Origin of the sequence: Neobacillus drentensis (assembly GCF_036965245.1) — a bacterium.
In the GTDB taxonomy this organism is placed as follows: domain Bacteria; phylum Bacillota; class Bacilli; order Bacillales; family Cytobacillaceae; genus Neobacillus; species Neobacillus drentensis_G.
The window spans coordinates 3,037-22,135 of sequence record NZ_JBALPG010000164.1 but is presented as its reverse complement, the minus strand read 5'-3'; the positions used below and the strand labels follow the sequence as shown (position 1 = coordinate 22,135).

The window sequence follows — 19,099 nt, the reverse complement described above, 5'->3', positions numbered from 1 at the left end:
CAATAATTATCTACCTATAAACACAGGTTGGATTATACTTACTATTAATCTACCTTTATTTATTTTAGGCTATTTTTCTTTAGGCAAAAAATTTATGTTTTTAACTGTTTATTCTGTAATCCTGTTGTCTTTTTCAATGAAGATTATTCCTATTCATGCCTTTAGCGATGACATATTGTTATCAAGTGTGTTCGGTGGTGTACTATTCGGATTGAGTGTTGGCGCAAATATTCGTGTAGGTGCTTCAGCTGGAGGGGTGGATATTATCAGTTTAATTTTAGCCAAAAAGAAGGAAATGTCTGTTGGCTTTATCATTACTTGCTTAAATTATGGCATTGTACTAGTTTCTGCTCTCGTTTTTGGGGTTGATAAAACACTTTATACTATTTTTGCGATATTTGCATCCGGGAAGGCAGTTGATTCTGTTCACACAAATCACACTAAACTAACGGTTACCATCGTAACAGAGAAGTGGAAGGAATTGAGTGAAGCATTAATTCAATTGCATCCACGGGGAATCACGATGACAGATGCCGAGGGAGTTTTTTCCCATCATCCTAAAAAAGTGCTAACAACGGTCATTACGAAATACGAGTTATCAGAAACGAAAAAAACCATTCGAAAAAATGACCCGTCAGCATTTGTCCATATTACTAAAGCGATTGAAGTGATGGGGAAATTTCGAAGAGATTAAAAATTGGGTTTAGATCATATTTTCTTGGAAAAAATAATTTAGAATATCATTATTAAAGGAGATGCAGCTAAATTGTGTTTTCACCCTCAGAAAAAAGAGGAAAACAACGGGTTAATTGCTCCGGTTGACCATGAACTATTAGAGGATTCAAATCAAAATGAGATACTACCAGAGTTCGATGAAATTGGCACACCCCTGAACGATATATAATCCCAAATAACCCTTTGCAACAATAGGACTTGTTTATGTTGCAAAGGGTTTTTTGTTACCTTTTGATTGCCTTTATTACAACAGCTTCACCTTGAAAGGAAATAATTTCATCTGCCTCGATAACAATTTTAAATTTATTTTTTATTTTTTGAGATGCACCTTTCATGTATTCCGCCAATTTTTCCTTTTCGTCTTGAGGTAAGTTCATCCGATTACACCAAGGATCGAAACGGAAGGTTTTATCAAAACGATGCCATTCATAAATTTCAAAACCTGACATTTCAAGCATGCGGAGCCACTCACTTTTCTTCCAAGCTCGGTAATGACTGTAATCTCGCAATTTTTCGATTGTATTATAAAATTGATCGAAATCATCTTCTTCGGGAACGACATTATCATCAAGCAAAAATTGACCATTTGTCTTAAGAACACGATGTACTTCTTCAACGAACTTTTTTACATTAGGAAAATGGTGTGGGGCAATCCTGCATGTCACAATATCAAAACCTTCATTTGGAAAAGGAAGGTTCTCCGCGTCTCCTTGAACAAAATCTATATTTCGATGCCCATTGCCTTTAATAAATTTTACTGCTGCCGTTAACATCTCAGGTGTCAAATCCACTGCCGTTACCAGTTTCACATAGGGAGCAAAGGCATTTGCGGTATGACCGCCTCCTGTCGCTACATCCAGCAGCGTTTCTTCCCCTATTATGGATGCCATTTCCCTCAGCTTCACCAAGTCTTTTCCATCTTTATGAATGGTACTGCTCACATATAAATCAGCACTTTTTCCAAATTGCTTTTGAACATCATTTTTGATATCCATGTTTCATCCCCCCGAAATTCTCTTATAACATAACTATAAAAGAGATACTTCATAAAGAAAATTACAGGTAATTTATGATTTACAATAAGAAAAAGTTATTGAACTTATTAATGAAGTTCTAGTACGATTGGGCAATGATCACTCCCCATTACATTGCAATGAATATCTGCCTTCTTGAGGCGCTCGCACAATTTTTCTGATACGATAAAATAATCAATCCGCCAGCCAATGTTCCGTTCACGGACCTTACTCATGTATGACCACCATGTATAGGCACCTTCCTGGTTTGGATAAAAGTGACGATAGCTGTCTACAAATCCTGCTGAAAGTAAGGAGGTCATCTTCCCCCGTTCTTCGTCCGTAAAGCCAGAGTTTCCTACATTTGATTTTGGATTCCTTAAATCGATCTCATGATGGGCTACATTTAGATCACCGCAAAGAATAACGGGTTTTAGTTCATCTAATTCTTTCAAGTGCTCTAGAATTCGATCCTCCCAGGCAAGACGATAACTGATTCTGGCTAAATCTCGTTGTGAATTTGGGGTATAGACATTAACCAAGAAAAAATCGTCAAACTCTAAGGTGAGAATACGGCCTTCCCCTTCCTCTTCATCCGTTCCAACTCCATATCTTACAGACAGTGGTTCGTTTTTTGAAAACACTGCAGTACCGGAATAGCCTTTCTTAACCGCGTAGTTCCAGTATTGGTAATATCCATCTAGTTCTAGATTGATTTGTCCTTCCTGTAATTTTGTTTCCTGTACACAGAAGATATCTGCATCCACTTCTTGAAAATAATCCAAAAAACCTTTTTTAACGCATGCTCTAAGACCATTTACATTCCAAGACACTAGTTTCATTTTAACCATTCCTTCTCCCTTACTGGCTTGTATTTCTCTATATTAAAAACGAGAAAAATTATTCTAATAACTAGGAGACATTTTATCAGTTTGGGACCAAGAGGGAAAGTAATCCGTTTGAATGAAAAAAGACAGCACTCTGCTGCCTTTTTCATGGAACAATGTGTTTTTTTATTAATCTTCCTGCAAATAGTTCAGAAACGGGAACTATTTTAATATTTCGTTTTTTAATTTCATCCATTGATTCAAATATTCCTATAGAACAAACTTTTCCGGTGGCCCCTACATGGCCAATGGCAATTCCTTGTCCTTTGATTTCTGTGACTTTTGCAAGTCTGACCATTTGTTTTCTAACATAGGCAGAAGAAGAAATGTCGTCTAGAAATACATCTCTTTTTAGCAGGGGAACTCCTAGCTCATTAGCGATTTTAGGGAATTTTGTTCCCGGGCTTGTTCCACTGTCGATGATAAATAAATTTCTTTCTTTAGCAACCTCAACGATTACGCGTACAATTTCTTCATCTTCAACAGCCAGTGACCCCATATGATTATTAAGCCCAACCGCGTATGGTACACTTTTTATTGCTTCCTCTACCCGCTTCCTAACTTCTTCAGGAGAGAGATCAACCGTTATAGGCTTTGGACCAAGCCAGGATCTTTTGCCTCTTTTCGGCTCCATAGGTAAATGGATCATGACTTCAAAACCATTTTTGTGTGCCCATTCCGCATGTACTTTGGAGTTTTCCGTAAATGGCATAACAGCTGCAGTGATCGGAATATCTCCTTCTAAAAAATCCTGGACCCCGCCGGTGCCTCCGCCAAAATCATCGATAATAATCGCTGCTTTAAGTTCTTTGGTTTCCTTATTTTCTTCTGAAGCATTAGTGTGAAGTGGAAATAACAGAAATGGTATTATCATTAACATAAACTTTTTCATATTGACCCCCAAAAATAAACTTTGAGGTTAATTTGCCCTTGAAAAATCTCAATAATTCTTATAAAGAAAAAAGAGAGCTAAATTAGCCCTCTCGCGGAAATTATTCTACATCAAAAACCTTTACTTCTACCATTTTATCGCCATTACGCATTGATTTCGCAGTTTCAAGACCTGATGTTACCTGACCAAAAACAGTATGAACACCATTTAAATGCGCCTGTGATTCATGAACGATGAAGAATTGGCTGCCACCGGTGTTTCTGCCTGCATGTGCCATAGATAACGAGCCTGGTACATGTTTGTGCGGATTTCCTTCCGTTTCACAATTGATTGTGTATCCAGGTCCACCCATACCTGTTCCAGTCGGATCCCCACCCTGACTTACAAAACCAGGAATGACGCGGTGAAAAACAACTCCATTGTAAAATCCTTCATTTGCTAGTTTTTCGAAGTTAGCCACTGTTCCCGGCGCTTCATTAGCAAACAAATCAAACTCAATCTTTTCGCCGTTTTCCATCAATATGTATCCTTTTTTAGCCATTTGAAAACACTCCTTTATGTAAAAATCATTTTTATCATACACTTTTCGGTAAAGAATTGAAAGTTTAGGCACTTAAATTTTTCTTCGCCCATTCATATTTCCACTACAATTATGGTAAAATAAATATACCCCTTCCGAACATTCGCTTGTTGCGGGACACTTAACCACTGTACGGACGGAAGGGGCTCTGATGCTTTAAAAAGCTGGCATTACGAAAGCCGGGACGCATGTCTCGGCTTTTTATTTTTACCTATTTTGTTTTGCAATCCCTTCATAGAACAGCGTAATGATGGCTAAGAACAACAAATACCCAAAAAGGGTGTAAAAATGCTGCCACCTTTCAGTATGAACAAACAAGCCCAGTACTTCCGCTAATTTTTCAAAAATAGGCATCAACAAGCTGGTAAAAAGAATAACTCCTGCTTTCCCCCATTTATTTACCTGTGAAATGCAGCGCAGAAAAATCATCACAAGAATTGGAAGCCCTAATAACGTAAAGGCAATATTAATTGAGAAAATTTCCGGAAATGGTCTCTTCGGAAACTGATAGAGTTGTTTTCCAACAAAATATAAATCTAAATACGTTCCAAGCAAGGAGGCAAGGACCATACAAGCAAGATAACTAAAAGATAATCGCTTTTTTTGCAAGGGTTGCAAGCTCGAGTCGTTCAAGTGTTTTACAATAGTCATTTTTTATCTCCCCATCAATCATTTCATCGTCATCAGTTAAATAATCAACAACCCGCCAGTCTTTGAACCAATCCCCTTTTTCAGCTTCTTCCTGGCTAACATTTTTCCACGCATTTTCAAGGCTAGGACTATAAATCTTTCTTGCTCCGGATTTTAACTGACAGGATTTCAAGCGAAGCTGATAAGGAAAGCCAGGCATCCCTTCATTTACACTATTAAAGATATGCGGCCAGTAATCCTTTCTCGACCCCGTGTGCGGATGGCTATTTGCCCACTCAAGAGCATGTTGGTGAATTTCCATATTTTTAAAAAGAATGGAATACAGCTTTTTTCCAAGTAAAATCCGCTCGTGTAGTGATTCGAACTGGTGAAGTGTTTGTCCCGCTAATTTCTTATTTCCATATGGAAAGAGGATATGGTTAAAAGAGAGCCAATCTTGAAGCATAAATTCGAATTTGTTTAATACTTCCTTTTGATAATACGGATTTTGAACCATTCTTTTTTCGAGATAGCTTTGTTCATTAATAACCATTGCGATCGTATGGAGATAGGTGTCTTGAATACGCCAAAACTGGTTCCAAATAGTTTCCATAAAGGTAGAAATGTTTAAAAAAGTAAATAAGTGAAACAATGGTTTTCTTTGCCTAATACTTTCCTCATAAAGCAAAAATTGTGGATAAACGTCTTGAAAAATAAGCCAGTTGCCTCGCTCCAAAAAATGAAAAAATAAATTTCGGTCTTTTTTTGCCATCAATCTTGTCAAAAATTCACCCTTTAGATCGGTCATATTCCAGCCGCCATTTCGCGAAACCATATGACCGAGAAAGGCCCATTGGATTTCCGGATGGTGAAGGTAAAATTCAAGATAGGCCTTTGTTCTTGTAACATTATTAAGATTATGTTCCCGTGTTTTACTTCTAATTTGTTCTAACAGTAAAACTTCACCCTTTGTTAGAGGTGAGGCTGATGGCAAAATTTCGCTTTTTTGCATTAATTCTTCCTTTATACTTTGAAGCTGCGTTTTCACTCGATTTCGCCTAAAAAAAATAGCTCATTACCTCCCTTACGAATTCTCCTGCCGATATGCGAATATGTATAGATGAGAATATTTTTCGGGGAGAGGAATGAGGAATTTGTATGATTGATACAAAGATAGGCATTGATTGGATTATTGATATGCTTCGAAAAGACCAATCTCCCGACGGCTCATGGGATTATCCATTTGAAACAGGCATTTCCACAGATGCTTATATGATCATATTATTACGGACATTGGAAATAAATGATGAAGAATTAATCCAAGGACTTACTAAAAGGATTTTAAGTAGACAAGCGAAAAATGGTGCATGGAAGCTTTTTTATGATGAGGGTGACGGGAACCTGACGGCAACAGTTGAAGCCTATTATGCGTTATTATATTCCGGGTTCTGCCAGAAAGATGATAATCGTCTGAGTGCAGCAAAAAAATTTATATTTGCCAATGGCGGATTAGAGGAAGTCAGCATGTTTACAAAAGTCATGCTCTCTTTAACAGGGCAATATAAATGGCCGGCATTTTCCCCGCTACCAATTGAAGTGGTTCTCCTGCCGCTGTATTTTCCGATAAACTTTTATTCGTTTTCTGTTTTTGGCCGAGCAAATCTTGCACCTATTATGATCCTTGCGGATAACAAATTTTCAATGAAAACAGATAGAAGTCCCGATCTGTCACATTTACATTTACATCGGAATGATATCGATCAATGGACTCGTTCCAACAATTTTCGGTCATTATATTCTTTTATCGAGGATGGAGTTAAAAATTTATTAGGTTTACCTGAGCAGCTTCACCAGTTGGCCATCCAAAGAGCCAAAAAGTATATGCTTGATCGGATTGAGCCTGACGGTACATTTTTAAGCTATTACAGCTGTACGTTTTTAATGATTTTCGCCTTATTATCGCTTGGATATAAAAAAACAGATTCTATCATTACCAATGCAGTTAAGGGAATTAAATCGATGATGTGCGAAATTGATGGATTCCCCCATATGCAATATACAACTGCCAACCTTTGGAACACTTCATTAATTGGCTATGCTTTGCAAACAGCTGGGATAGCGCCTGATGACCATATGGTTGATCAGGCAAATCGTTACCTGCTAGATCGACAGCATCATAAATTTGGGGATTGGGTGATTCATAATCCGAAAACGATGCCAGGCGGCTGGGGTTTTTCCGATATAAATACCATTCTTCCTGATGTGGATGATACGTCCGCTGCACTCCGGTCTATTTCTAGGATTGCCCCTTCCAAACTACAAGCTTGGGAACGAGCAATCACTTGGCTCTTATCGATGCAAAATGATGATGGCGGCTGGGCTGCTTTCGAAAAAAACATCAATTCAAAACTATTGCAGTTTCTCCCAATCGAAAAAGGAGAGTTTTTACTAGCAGACTCATCCTCTGCAGATCTTACCGGACGAACAGTTGAATTTTTCGGCCAATATACTAATTTATCAAAGGATCATACTACCATTAAAAGAGGCATCCGTTGGATTTTGAAAAACCAAGAAAAGGATGGCTCTTGGTATGGCAGGTGGGGAATTTGTTATCTTTATGGGACATGGGCAGCGATCACAGGCCTAAAAGCAGTTGGCGTACCCTCGGATCATTCCTCAGTCCATAAAGCTGTTAACTGGTTACGTGGGATACAAAACAACGATGGCGGCTGGGGCGAATCCTGCCATAGTGATAGTAAAAAAACGTATGTACCTTTACGAGCAAGCACGTTAACACATACAGCATGGGCACTTGATACCCTGATTTCCACATCAGAAAAACCGACACCTGAAATTCAAAAGGGAATCACATATTTATTAGCATCACTCAAAAAAGTGGACTGGACGACTGATTACCCAAAAGGACAGGGCATGGCGGGTGCCTTTTATGTTCACTATCACAGCTACCGTTATATTTTTCCACTGTTGGCTCTTGCTCATTACCAGAAAAAGTTTGAAACAAACAAAAGAAACATCGACGGCTAGCCTTCCCATCGATGTTTCTTTATATATAAGTGTGGTTTTTTTGTTCTATTATTAATTAGCGGGATTAGCTAAACTATATGGATTATTATCATACGAAAAAAATAGAATTTAAAATTTTGATAAATTAACTATGATGAATATAAAAGACATTATGAAGGACTAATCTCACTTTTAGATCACCCGGTTTGGGCTTCATCGCACCTATGAAGGACTAATCTCACTTTTAGATCATCCGGTTTGGTCTTCATCCCACTTATGAAGGCCTAGTCTCACTATATAATCACCAAAATTGTCCTTAACCCTTCTTTATTTAAGAATCAAATCCCATTAGCCTCATTTTAATATAAATTCAGTGAGCTGTTTATAAATCGCAATGATTTCATCCACTTTCATTCTAACAAGCCCGCTTGAAGACGGTGCAACAAAATCAATCACTCCTGGAACCACAGACTCGAGCTGCTTTCCCCACGCAGCCACTTTTCGGCCACTGTACTGCTGATATACACCTTTTCCAACGAAACAAACAACCTTGGGCTTATATTGTTTAATTTTTCGCTTTAAAACCTCCCTGCCCTCTTTATACTCTTCCTTCGTAATTTCATCTGCTGCTTTCGTAGGTCTTTCCACAATGTTGGTAAAACCGTATCCTATTTCTAACAGCTTCGCGTCTTCAGCTGCTTCATATTTCCGCGACGTTAACCCAGCTTCGAATAAAATCTTCCAAAACCGATTGTTAGGGTTGGCATAATGATGTCCTAGTTCACCCGAGCGAATACTTGGATTAAAGCCAACAAATAAAATAGTTAAATCTTCTTTTAGGTGATCACTGATTGGTCTCACGTGACTTCTCCTCTAATCATCATATTTAATGTTTATTTTATCATTATTTTTCAAATTTTTTTTAGAGTAAACTTAAAAATATCAATAAATAAAAGACCAAATCACGTGAAGAATGATCTGATTAATTATTAGAGTTGTTCCTAATGGAGCTGTTTATATGAAAGATTTCAGCCATTTATCCTTTCAATTTCAAATAAAAAAGAGCCGCAACATGGAGAGGCCCTAATAATATTTAAATTTATTATATACATTTGAGCATGTTTCGGCAGTTGGTTCATAAAAAAGAGCAGCATATTCATTATTCCACTTCATCCAGCTGTGAGTATAGCTGATTCCGTTCGTTTTCCTTCAGCTCTATTTCATGATTAATTTTTTGGAGGAATTCCAGCTCACTTCCCGCTTCTAGTTTTTGTTTTAGAATGTTAATTTCTGTTTCAATTTGCTCAATTTTTTGCTCAATATCTTCCACCCGAACTTGTTCTTCTACCTTTTTCTCAATTGGAAGGTTTAATTTTTGGATTCTAGGACTGGCATCTTGGTTAACCTTGATTTCCTCTAACTTCCCCTTAGCCCAATCATAGTTCCCATCAAAAAAGTGTACGACCCCATCCTGAAGCCAATAAATTTTATTAAACATTTTATTGAGAAAATATCTGTCATGAGAAACAGCTAAAATCGTACCATTAAACTGTTCCAGTGCTTCCTCCAGTACTTCACAGGAATCAATATCTAAGTGATTTGTCGGTTCATCCAATATTAACAGATTAATATCCTGGTACATCAGCTGGGCAAGTCTTAGACGCATCCTCTCACCGCCGCTCAGCTGGTTCACCTTACGAAACACCGCTGGTCCATAAAATAAAAATCGTGCTAAAATATGGCGGGCATCTCCTTCATTAACGACCACCTGAGAGCGAAAGACATCGATAAGCTGCTCATCGCCTATGTCTTGGAATACATGCTGTGATAAATACCCCACCTTTACATTACTTCCGACCTTGATGATTCCTTTGTCTGCTTCCACTTCTTTCAATATCATTTTTAAAAGAGTCGATTTTCCTGTTCCGTTTTCACCAACAATCGCTGTTCGATCCTTAAATTGAACGAGCATGTTGACGTGGTCGAATAGAATTCGATTTTCAAAGCTTTTCGACACATCCTCTAAAACGATTGTCTCCTTGCCGCTTCGGTCATTCGCTTCAAAATCAATCGTCATTTTCTTGACATCCATTTTGGGGCGATCAAGTTTTTCGATGCGGTCAAGAGCCCGCTGCATATTGGTTGCCCGTTTATGCAGGGCAGCACTCGGAGGATTGGAGCGGTTTGCCCAGTCTCGCAACCGTTTAATCGCTTCTTTCATCTTTTTAATTTTTCGCTGCTGTTCCTGATATTCCTTAAATTCGCGTAAAAGTCGTTCTTCTTTCTCTTTTACATAGCCGCTGAAATTCGCATGGTAAATATCAATTTCCCCATCCTCCATTTCTAGTACCTTTGTAACGACCTCATCTAAAAAGTACCGGTCATGGGAAATAAGAATAATCGTTCCCGTATAATCCTTAAGGAAAGAACCCAGCCATTCAATCGCCTTTAAATCTAAATGATTTGTAGGTTCATCGAGTAATAGAAGATCAGAATTTTTCAGCAAACTAAGACCTAGACCAACTTTTGTTTTCTCACCGCCGCTTAAAGCGGAAAAGTTTTTTTCCAGCAAACCCGTAATGTTCAAGCCATTGGCAATACGGTCTAATTGCGCGTCCATTTCATATCCACCGTTAAGAATAAATTCATCTTGAAGCTTTCCATATTGATCCATTAATTTTTGCAGATCATCAGGGTGGCGTTCTTGCCCCATTTCACTTTCTAATTGCTGAAGCCTCACTTCAGTTGATATCAAATGATCCAAAGCAGTTTTTAAAACTTCCCTGGCAGTTAATTCAGGAAAATCAGGAATCTGTGCTAAATATCCAATTTTTAGTCCCTTTTTCCAATGTATAACCCCTTCGTCCATAGTCTCCTGATTTGCTAACAGCTTTAATAAAGTCGTTTTTCCGCCGCCATTACGGCCCACAAGGCCGACCCGACTTCCTTCTAGCACTTCAAATGATATATTTTTAAAAATATTAGTACCGCCAAATGATTTTGCAATATGGTTTACACTACAAATGATCATGTTCATGCTCCTCTTTTTAAAAAAATTAAGATGAACACCTCTCCAACGTAAATTAAGCCGCAGGCATCTTTAATAACCCGCAGCTTTAAATATTGACATAAAAAAGAGTGCGGTTGATGCACTCTCTTCATACCTAATTATAGTGGGTAAAGAGATGTGTTATCGTTCTATTTTCAATATGCAATTTCGTAAAAAGGACAGACTTCCCCCTTGGAAAACTACATCATGAAAAATTGCACGATAAATAGTAAGCGCTTCGAGCCACTGAAAGCGTGCAAAAATAGAACGTTTCATCTCTTCCCCACCTCCGTTTCTAATCAAGTTATATTTATTTTAATTTTTTCCGAGGGTGATTGCAAGCCTATTTTTTCTGATTTGTCTAAAGGTTGAGAACTTTATTCCACGGCTTTCGGAAATAATTCCGTGAACATGCTATTGACCGCCTTGGATTTTTAGCTTAATTCCGTCAGCTTTCGAATGAATTCCGCACATAACAATTTTATTCCTCCAATACCCTTAATGCAGGTACTTTTTCCTGGAAGTAAATCTTCTGCGATAAACAAACTTCCGTAAGTCATCATCTTTTAAGTTCCCATCATAGATTAAAAACAACAAGGTGCGTAATTCCGGATAATGGTTCATGACAAAAAGGGCGAACTCCTTCCGTTCGCCCTTCAGTTTATTTTTAAAATCTGCATCATTTATTATTTCATTAAGCTTCTTCTCATAAAAATCCTTCGTATCTTCCCACTTTTCCTTACGTTTCTCCAAAATATCACGTGCATACACCGGTAATTTGTTAATAACATGATCAATATAGCCTTCCGACCACATGACCATTTTATCCTTTTCAGTAAGTTCAAAGACCATACTCATCAGCTCCAGGTCATCCACTTCAGGGCATGATGCATACTTACCAACCTTGTTCATCTCTTCACCTCATGACCAATTTCGAATGGTCTTATTTTACCGTGAATCATGCTCCTTTATTATTGGTTAATTTGGTTGATAATGTTATTTGCTTTCCGTCACGGTACACATCAAATTTAACAGTGTCGCCTGTTTTTACTTTTGTATATAAATATTTCCTAAATTCTGCTGAATTAGAAATCTCCGTTCCATTTATCGAAACAATCACATCTTTTGGTTGGAAACCGGCGCTTGCTGCGGCAGAATTTGGATCAATGTTCATTACCAAGACACCTTTTTTCGCTTGTTCCGGCATGTTTTCCCAATACATCTGTGGAACTTGGTCTAAGTCAGCAAGGCCGACTCCAAGATATGGACGGTCAATTTTACCGCTCTTAATTAATTGGTTAACGATTGGGACCACGTCATTACTTGGAATCGCAAAACCTAACCCTTCTACACCGCTCTCAGCAATTTTCAAACTATTAATCCCGATTACTTGACCTTGTGGGTTAATTAAGGCACCACCGCTGTTTCCTGGATTAATGGCTGCATCGGTCTGAATAACATTTGTCTCCCAGTTTCCCGCAGAAGTCGTTACAGGAATGCTGCGGTCAGTGGCACTGACAATTCCCTGTGTAACTGTTCTTGATAAATTTAGTCCGAGTGGATTTCCAATTGCATAGACTTGGTCACCAGGGCGAAGTGCGGAAGAATCTCCGAAATCAGCCGTTGCTGTGACGTATTTTGCATCAATTTTCAAGACAGCCAGATCTGTTAAAGCATCCGTCCCAACGACTTCAGCTGTTGTTTTTTGGCCATCATATAAGGAGATTTCCAACTTTGATGCACCTTCAACAACGTGATTATTGGTGACAATATAGGCAATGTCATTATCTTTTTGAATAATAACCCCTGAACCAGAACCACTTTCTACATTTTGAGAACTATTTGGGTTTCCGTAAAAATTAGTCTGCTGTTGTTGATAATTAACAATGCCAACAATCGCTTTAGAAACCTTATCAACAGTATCAGCAATGGAGTTAGAAGATGTTGCTGTCGGCTGAGCTGTCACTGTCTTGACCCCAGAGTTGCTGCTTACTTGATTATCCGCATTAAAGTTTTTCATGTAGTCGGTATGCGGAAGAACGGCTAATGTTAAAACAGAACCAATCACACCAGCTGCAATCGTCGAAACAAATCCTCTTCCCTTCCATTTTTTCCTTTCGGACTTGTTGGTCGAACGAGTTTGCTCCTTAACAGGCGGAACAACAAATTCTTCAGATTCCGCAGTTTTCACACTCTCCAGATTTTCTTCAAAATCATTAGATCCCACTGTGAAGGTAGCATCTACAGCATTTACATTTTCTCCTGTCTTGCTGTAATCCGTATTATTCTTTGTATTTTCTTTTGTCTTGCTATCATCCGTATTATTCATTTCAATTTCTTCTCTTTTTGTATTCTCTGTATTTTCTACTGAATTGGGCTGATTGTGTTCGAATTCATTTTCATTTTTGAATTCCATCTTAATCGATCTCCTTTTAGTTTGTTCTTACCTTGTCTTTACTTTAACCGACAATTATTAAGAAATTATTAACAAACTTTAAAGGCTTTTGGAAATATATAAGAAAAAATAAGGAAAAAGCTGCAGGTTCCCCTACAGCCTTTCATCAAATTATATATTTTTTAAGCGAATTACAAATTTCGTTCCTTTTCCTTTTTCACTAAATACTTCTATCTCCCCATTATGAAGCACAACTAATTGCTTGACAATCGAGAGGCCCAGCCCAAATTGCCCATATGGATTGCTGGTTCTAGAAAGATCGGCTTTATAAAAACGACGCCAGATTTTTTCGATCTCTTTAGCATCGATACCAATTCCCGTATCCTCTACCTCGATAATTATTGAATTCTGCTCCGTTCGTCCACGCAGCCAAATAGTTCCGTCTGTAGTAAACTGGATACTATTCTTCGTAATATTAATTAATATTTGGACAAGACGGTCATAATCGGCGTTTACCACTATCTCTGGTGCGGCCTCTACTACAATCTGATTATTCTTCTCATCTGCTTGCATGCTTAACTGCTCCTGAATAATTTCGAGCACTTCTAAAAGTTGTATCTCTTCCTTAAATAACTTAATTTGATTGGAGCGGATTTTTTCATAATCAAGATTCTCATTGACAAGACGAATCAGCCGTTTGGCTTCTTGACTAACTAGGTTGATTCCTCGCTCTTTGTCTTCTTCAGGGATCATATCATTTTTTAATCCTTCAATGACTCCGCTAATGGTCGTTAACGGTGTCCGCATTTCATGGGAAACATCAGCCATAAACTGGCGCCTTCTATTTTCAAGACTCTCAATTTCCAGCATAGAGGCATTGATTTTATCAACCATGTGGTTAAAATCATTCGCTAATTCCCCGATTTCATCAAAATTAGCGGAATTTACTTTTACATCATAATTTCCCTCAGAAACCTTTGATGTTGCATCACGAAGCCGTTTAATCCGATGAACATGAATTCTCGATAAAAACCAGCTTTGTAAAAAAGCAACACCGACAGCAATCAGGATGGTATAGAGCAAAAATTTATTTATTTGTTCAATCATTTTACTTGAGCCGCTAATCGGTGAAGTTAAGAGTACCCCGCCAAAAAACTTGCCATTTTCTTTGAAGGGCAAAACTACAAATTGAACGCCTCCCTGCTGCCCAAAACTTTTAAAATCACTTTGGACAATAATTGTTTTTCCTTGTTTAAGGTCATTCCACCACTTCTTATCAGGTAGGTTTTTAATTACAGGTCCATGTTTATTAACCAAATACAAGTTTCCATCTTGATCGAACATACTAAAGCTCATATCTCTAGCAGCCAAGACATTGTTGTATTGACTAATGATCTCATCGGATGCAATTGGCACCTCTTTCAAATCTTTTAAAATCGCACTACCAAATGAAATCAGTTCATCAGATTTATTTTCATAAATCAAATTTTCTAAATAATGGGTGAACACTAAACTTAGTAATAAAAATGCAACAATGATGACGCTAATGTGACTAAAAAACTGTTGGTAAATATACTTAAACTTCATCGGCTTTGATTGAGTCATCGAACTTATAACCTACCCCCCAAACAGTATGGAAGAATGGCTGTGAGGTGGTTTCAACCTTTTTCCGCAGCCTCTTAATGTGAACATCAACTGTTCGTTCATCACCGTAAAACTGATAACCCCAAACCCTTTCAAGTAATTGCTCTCTAGAAAACACTTGGCGGGGGTGCTCCACCATATAATAGAGTAAATCGAATTCTTTTGGTGTTAAATTTGTAATCTGTGTTTCATCTACAAATACTTCTCTTGTAATTTTATTGACCTTAAAATGATCTGTTTTCAGGAAATTTTCTTCCTCTTTTGGCACTTGTGCCTGGACTCTTCGAGTTACCGCTTTAATTCTGGCCATAAGAGTGAGTGGACTGAACGGCTTGGTGACATAATCATCCGCCCCCATTTCAAGTCCAAGAACTTGATCGGATTCACTATCCTTTGCAGTTAACATAATAATTGGAACAGTAAACTTTTCTTCTCTAATTTTTCGGCATATAGAGACACCATCCAGTCCAGGAAGCATCCAGTCAACAATGAGAGCATCCCATGTTCCGGCTTTGAAGCGGTTATATCCTTCTAATCCATCATTAACAAATACTCCATCGATTCCCTCTTTAGCAAAAAACATTTCTATCATTGAACAAACACCTTTATTATCTTCAATCACTAATATTTTCATCATCCGTCATCTCCTAGTGCAAGAAACTATTCTTCTCTATAGTTTATACGAATTTTTCCTTATATCAAACCCTCTGCTTCCATTCTTCCCTACTAATTAATACTTTGTTCATAGTTTATTAATAAATAAAAAAGCGGATACGGTCGTTAATCGCATCTTGACTGGAGCACTTCGAGGTGGTGACTTATCGTAGGGGAGAAGAGCGAAGTTCACTAGGCGTAGGAAAAAGTCAATTCTCAAAGTCAAACATTTACATTATTAAGACAAAAGGCCTTGAACAATTTCAAGACCTTTTCCTAAAAATTATTATTTTTAAAATCTGCTTTCCTTGGATGTTTAAATAAATTTTGTTGAACAGGATGATTCGATGACGACTTTTCCATCCCTTAATACAGGGACAATCGGGGTGATCCCTTTGGATGCAGCCACCTTCAAGTCCGCATGCTGGTTATGTTTATTTAAAAGCCTTCCAACATATGAATCTAACAGAATTTCGTAGGAATCATATTGACCCCGATAAAAATACAAGGCAGTTTTGGCAGCATCGGTTAATTCATATTCACCATTTTTCAATAAACAATCAATTAAATGCCCCGCACCAAAAAAATCTTCTAAACTGGTTTCTCCAGAATTACCAGAGCAAATAACCAAGATGGTCTGGTCTTCAGGGATGTTCCATAGGGCACTGGCAACAGCCGGATTATTAAGCAGTGATGCGATATAGACCTTCTTCGCAGAAGATGATTTCCTTAGGGCAACCGTCCCGTTTGTTGTCGATAAAATTAACGTTTTTCCGTTGATGAAATCCCTTATTAACGTTGGACTAGGATAGACAAAACCGTCAATTGGTTTTGCATCAAGCTCACCAGCAAGAACACATTCACCTGGTTGATATCCTTTCGCTAGTTCCATAGCTTCATTGCTATTTAAAACTGGAATGACTTCCTTTGCACCATCCTTTAATGCCGAAACGATTGTTGTTGTCGCCAGAAGAACATCTAAGACAACTGCGCATTTTTTTCCTTCAGCCATTTTCTCCTCTTGGATGTCTTCTTTCTTCATGAGAAGGTGAATCTTCGTCATCCCAATCGAGCTCCTCTTTACAGCTTTTCATCAGCAATATTAGCTGCGTGCAGAATTAGATTTTTTACAAAATGATTAAAGTTAGCAAACCGATGGTCATTGGTTTGCCCTTTTTTATAGCGAAAATAAATTTGCTGGCCAATGACAGCGAGCTTAAAATAAGCAAATGTTAAGTAGAAGTTGAAATTAGTAATATCCCGGCCGCTTTTTTCCCATAAAGATTGATAAATTCATTTCTTGTGAAAAATCCTTCATATTCTGCGGTAACCGAAGCCTTCCCAAGGCCCTTAATTAAAAGCTCAGGATCATCGCTCTGATTCCAATAACTCATTGCGACACCGAGGTCCGCAAGCGGGTCTCCGACGGTGGTCATCTCCCAATCAAATAATCCTACCATTTCTGTTAACTGCTTATTAAACATCGTGTTGTTAAATTTATAATCATAATGAATAATCGTCGACTCATGTTTTTTGGGTGTATGATCGATGATCCATTTTTTCAAGGAATCAACAACAGCAATTTCATCGGTTTTCGCCCGTACCGGCTGATCCAGCCATGGACCTGCCTTTCCATAAATCCCTCTGGCTTGCTAATTTCTGCGAGTCCAGTCTGTTTATAGTCAATGGCATGTAATTCCACAAGTTTTTCGACCATTACCTTCGAGAGATGCTGACAGAGTTCCTTCCTAACGTCGGCCCCTTCAGGGAAAGATGTATTAATAACAATGCCATTTTTTCTTTCCATAAGAAAAAATGGACTGCCAACGATTGTCTGATTTTTTGAAAAAAGGAATGGCTTCGGGGCAACGGAAAAGATAGGATTTAGCTCTGTAAGGATCTTGAATTCCCTCTCCATGTCATGGGCCTTCGGTGCCACTGGCCCGAGTGGAGGACGTCTTAACACAGCCTCCCAATCCCCCATCTTTAATTGATAGGTTAAATTAGAATGGCCGGCGGAAAATTGTAAGATTTCAAGCTTATTCTCCGGCAAAGATCCTAAATTTTCCCGTAGAAACTCTTCCAAACCAATTAAATCCAATTCTTCACCCTTCCGAACAGAGATCGTATCTTTATTCATTTGACGGCGCATGTTTTTCCTCCTCTCAATTTTTAAAAGTTCTTACTTGTTATAGCATGTTAAGAATGAACCAAATAGTTTCTTAATTCTTCTTTTACCATTTCAGGTATTGGTTCACTTTTTTGTTTTTCAAAATCAAAAAAAACCATAATCGCATTCCCCCGTGCGATTAGCTCATTCGTCTGGACAGCGATTAGATCGTGCTCAAGCTGAAAACTTTTGGTTCCAATTTTTGTAACATAAGTTTTAATGGATAATTCCTGTCCGAAATATCCTTGACTAATAAAATCACATTTTGTAGAAGCTAGGATAAAATTCCAATTTTGGATATCCATTTTATACCCTAGACTCTCCATAAAACGAATTCGTGCTTCCTCAAGGTAAATAAAATAACTTGTGTTGTTAATATGACCGAGTGCATCTGTTTCACTAAAACGCACTTTAACGTGTATTTCATGCATATCCCTTTCGCCTCGCTTATAATCTTTAAGTCAATACTAACCGGTTGGTATTTTTCTTGTAAATAAAAGGGAGGCTGATTCTATACAAAATAACCCTCTCTCATTTTTTTCGTCAATTTTCTTGAATTCCCTTAAAAATCATTTCGACAAAAATCTCTGCAACTTCACGATCAGTACAGACTCCTTCTGGATTAAACCATTGGTAACTCCAATTAGTTATTCCTAAAATTCCAAAAGTGATGATTGAGGCATTTAAATCCGGACGAAATTCATCTTTTTCCATTCCTCTCCTGATCAATTCCTCGATGTTTAATCGAAACTGGTCACGCTTTGAATTAATGAGGACTGACCGTTCCTCATTTAAATTCTTCAATTCCCTAAAAAATATTTTTGCTGCAGGACCACGGTTTTTTATATCCGAAAGGAGCACAAAAACAATTTCAAATAGTTTTTCTTTACAGGATTTTGATGCATCTTTAAAAATTCGCTCTTGAAGAACTAGTAATTCATCGATGTAGCCTAAATGAATATCCATTAACAATTCTTCTTTACTTGAAAAGTAATAGTAAAATGTACCTTTGGTTACTCCGAGAGAGTCAACAATATCTTGAATAGATGTTTCGCTAAATCCTTTTTTTTCAAATAAGCGGATGCTATGTTCCGTTATCCTTTCCTTCATGTTCTGTCCTCACATTCTGTTAAATGTCTGTAAAAAAATATCACACCCAATAAAACTATACTAACCAGTTAGTATGTCACATTTACAATTATACTCTCAATCCTTAAATATTCACATTCCTTTCTTAATATTCTAATAAATCTTTTTTACTTCACAACTAAGCTTCTGCATATATTGAGGATATTCATAAAAGTAGGTCAAGAAAATATTAAATCTTCTAGACCTACTTTTTTAAAATCTCCTATTCGCTTTCTTTTGCTTGTTCATCACTTCATACGATTTTTCGATTATATCCGTGAGAACGTCTCCCTTATAA

At 37.7% G+C, this 19,099-nt stretch carries 18 protein-coding genes and 1 pseudogene; 2 read left to right on the top strand and 17 right to left on the bottom strand.

From position 1 onward, the window contains the following. The coding region (locus V7150_RS23860; RefSeq protein WP_335523188.1) for a YitT family protein at positions 1 to 694 on the top strand (694 nt) is incomplete at its 5' end. A gap of 265 nt (positions 695 to 959) precedes the next feature. On the opposite strand, the gene V7150_RS23855 is transcribed toward V7150_RS23860, so the two are convergent. The 6 genes from V7150_RS23855 to V7150_RS23830 all read right to left on the bottom strand — a co-directional run bounded on the left by V7150_RS23855 (position 960) and on the right by V7150_RS23830 (position 5,749). Further along, entirely contained in the window at positions 960 to 1,730 is a 771-nt protein-coding gene (locus tag V7150_RS23855) for a class I SAM-dependent methyltransferase (protein WP_335523185.1), read from the bottom strand. A 107-nt stretch (positions 1,731 to 1,837) separates the two neighbouring features. Further along, positions 1,838 to 2,590, bottom strand: a complete 753-nt coding sequence (locus V7150_RS23850; RefSeq protein WP_335523183.1) for an exodeoxyribonuclease III — start codon at positions 2,588 to 2,590, stop codon at positions 1,838 to 1,840. 151 nt (positions 2,591 to 2,741) lie between these two features. After that, positions 2,742 to 3,527 carry a divergent polysaccharide deacetylase family protein gene (locus V7150_RS23845; protein WP_335523181.1) on the bottom strand — a complete coding sequence of 262 codons (786 nt, stop codon included), beginning with the start codon at positions 3,525 to 3,527 and terminating at the stop codon, positions 2,742 to 2,744. A gap of 100 nt (positions 3,528 to 3,627) precedes the next feature. Next, complete coding sequence (locus V7150_RS23840) at positions 3,628 to 4,068, bottom strand: peptidylprolyl isomerase (RefSeq protein WP_335523178.1); 441 nt, start codon at positions 4,066 to 4,068, stop codon at positions 3,628 to 3,630. Positions 4,069 to 4,314: 246 nt separating this feature from the next. After that, complete coding sequence (locus V7150_RS23835; protein ID WP_335523176.1) at positions 4,315 to 4,716, bottom strand: CBO0543 family protein; 402 nt, start codon at positions 4,714 to 4,716, stop codon at positions 4,315 to 4,317. Next, entirely contained in the window at positions 4,691 to 5,749 is a 1,059-nt protein-coding gene (locus tag V7150_RS23830) for a DUF2515 domain-containing protein (protein ID WP_335523195.1), read from the bottom strand. Before V7150_RS23830 ends, V7150_RS23835 begins: the two co-directional genes overlap by 26 nt. 146 nt (positions 5,750 to 5,895) lie before the next feature. On the opposite strand from V7150_RS23830, the gene shc reads away from it, so the two are divergent. Continuing rightward, complete coding sequence (gene shc, locus V7150_RS23825; RefSeq protein WP_335523174.1) at positions 5,896 to 7,782, top strand: squalene--hopene cyclase; 1,887 nt, start codon at positions 5,896 to 5,898, stop codon at positions 7,780 to 7,782. Between the two features lie 333 nt (positions 7,783 to 8,115). Here shc and V7150_RS23820 read toward each other — a convergent pair whose 3' ends face one another. The 11 genes and pseudogenes from V7150_RS23820 to V7150_RS23770 all read right to left on the bottom strand — a co-directional run bounded on the left by V7150_RS23820 (position 8,116) and on the right by V7150_RS23770 (position 18,783). Then, positions 8,116 to 8,622 (bottom strand): mismatch-specific DNA-glycosylase, encoded by a 507-nt coding sequence (locus V7150_RS23820; protein ID WP_335523171.1) that lies wholly within the window; start codon positions 8,620 to 8,622, stop codon positions 8,116 to 8,118. Between the two features lie 298 nt (positions 8,623 to 8,920). Further along, complete coding sequence (gene abc-f / locus V7150_RS23815) at positions 8,921 to 10,792, bottom strand: ribosomal protection-like ABC-F family protein (RefSeq protein WP_335523169.1); 1,872 nt, start codon at positions 10,790 to 10,792, stop codon at positions 8,921 to 8,923. 159 nt (positions 10,793 to 10,951) lie between these two features. Continuing rightward, positions 10,952 to 11,086, bottom strand: coding sequence for an RAxF-45 family protein (locus V7150_RS23810; RefSeq protein ID WP_335523167.1), 135 nt, complete (start codon positions 11,084 to 11,086; stop codon positions 10,952 to 10,954). Between the two features lie 222 nt (positions 11,087 to 11,308). Beyond that, complete coding sequence (locus V7150_RS23805) at positions 11,309 to 11,722, bottom strand: hypothetical protein (RefSeq protein WP_335523164.1); 414 nt, start codon at positions 11,720 to 11,722, stop codon at positions 11,309 to 11,311. Positions 11,723 to 11,768: 46 nt separating this feature from the next. Beyond that, a complete protein-coding gene (locus V7150_RS23800) occupies positions 11,769 to 13,226 on the bottom strand; it encodes a S1C family serine protease (RefSeq protein WP_335523162.1) in 1,458 nt (485 codons plus the stop codon). Positions 13,227 to 13,376: 150 nt separating this feature from the next. Then, a complete protein-coding gene (locus V7150_RS23795; RefSeq protein WP_335523160.1) occupies positions 13,377 to 14,810 on the bottom strand; it encodes a HAMP domain-containing sensor histidine kinase in 1,434 nt (477 codons plus the stop codon). After that, on the bottom strand, positions 14,782 to 15,483 hold the full coding sequence (locus V7150_RS23790; RefSeq protein ID WP_335523191.1) for a response regulator transcription factor: 702 nt from the start codon (positions 15,481 to 15,483) through the stop codon (positions 14,782 to 14,784). Before V7150_RS23790 ends, V7150_RS23795 begins: the two co-directional genes overlap by 29 nt. Positions 15,484 to 15,819: 336 nt before the next feature. Continuing rightward, entirely contained in the window at positions 15,820 to 16,566 is a 747-nt protein-coding gene (locus V7150_RS23785) for a 2-phosphosulfolactate phosphatase (RefSeq protein ID WP_335523157.1), read from the bottom strand. Positions 16,567 to 16,735: 169 nt separating this feature from the next. Continuing rightward, a pseudogene (locus V7150_RS23780) lies at positions 16,736 to 17,487 on the bottom strand (phosphotransferase family protein). A 215-nt stretch (positions 17,488 to 17,702) separates the two neighbouring features. Next, positions 17,703 to 18,104, bottom strand: a complete 402-nt coding sequence (locus tag V7150_RS23775; RefSeq protein WP_335523154.1) for an acyl-CoA thioesterase — start codon at positions 18,102 to 18,104, stop codon at positions 17,703 to 17,705. A 112-nt stretch (positions 18,105 to 18,216) separates the two neighbouring features. Next, positions 18,217 to 18,783 carry a TetR/AcrR family transcriptional regulator gene (locus V7150_RS23770; RefSeq protein ID WP_335523152.1) on the bottom strand — a complete coding sequence of 189 codons (567 nt, stop codon included), beginning with the start codon at positions 18,781 to 18,783 and terminating at the stop codon, positions 18,217 to 18,219. Positions 18,784 to 19,099: the final 316 nt, after the last annotated feature.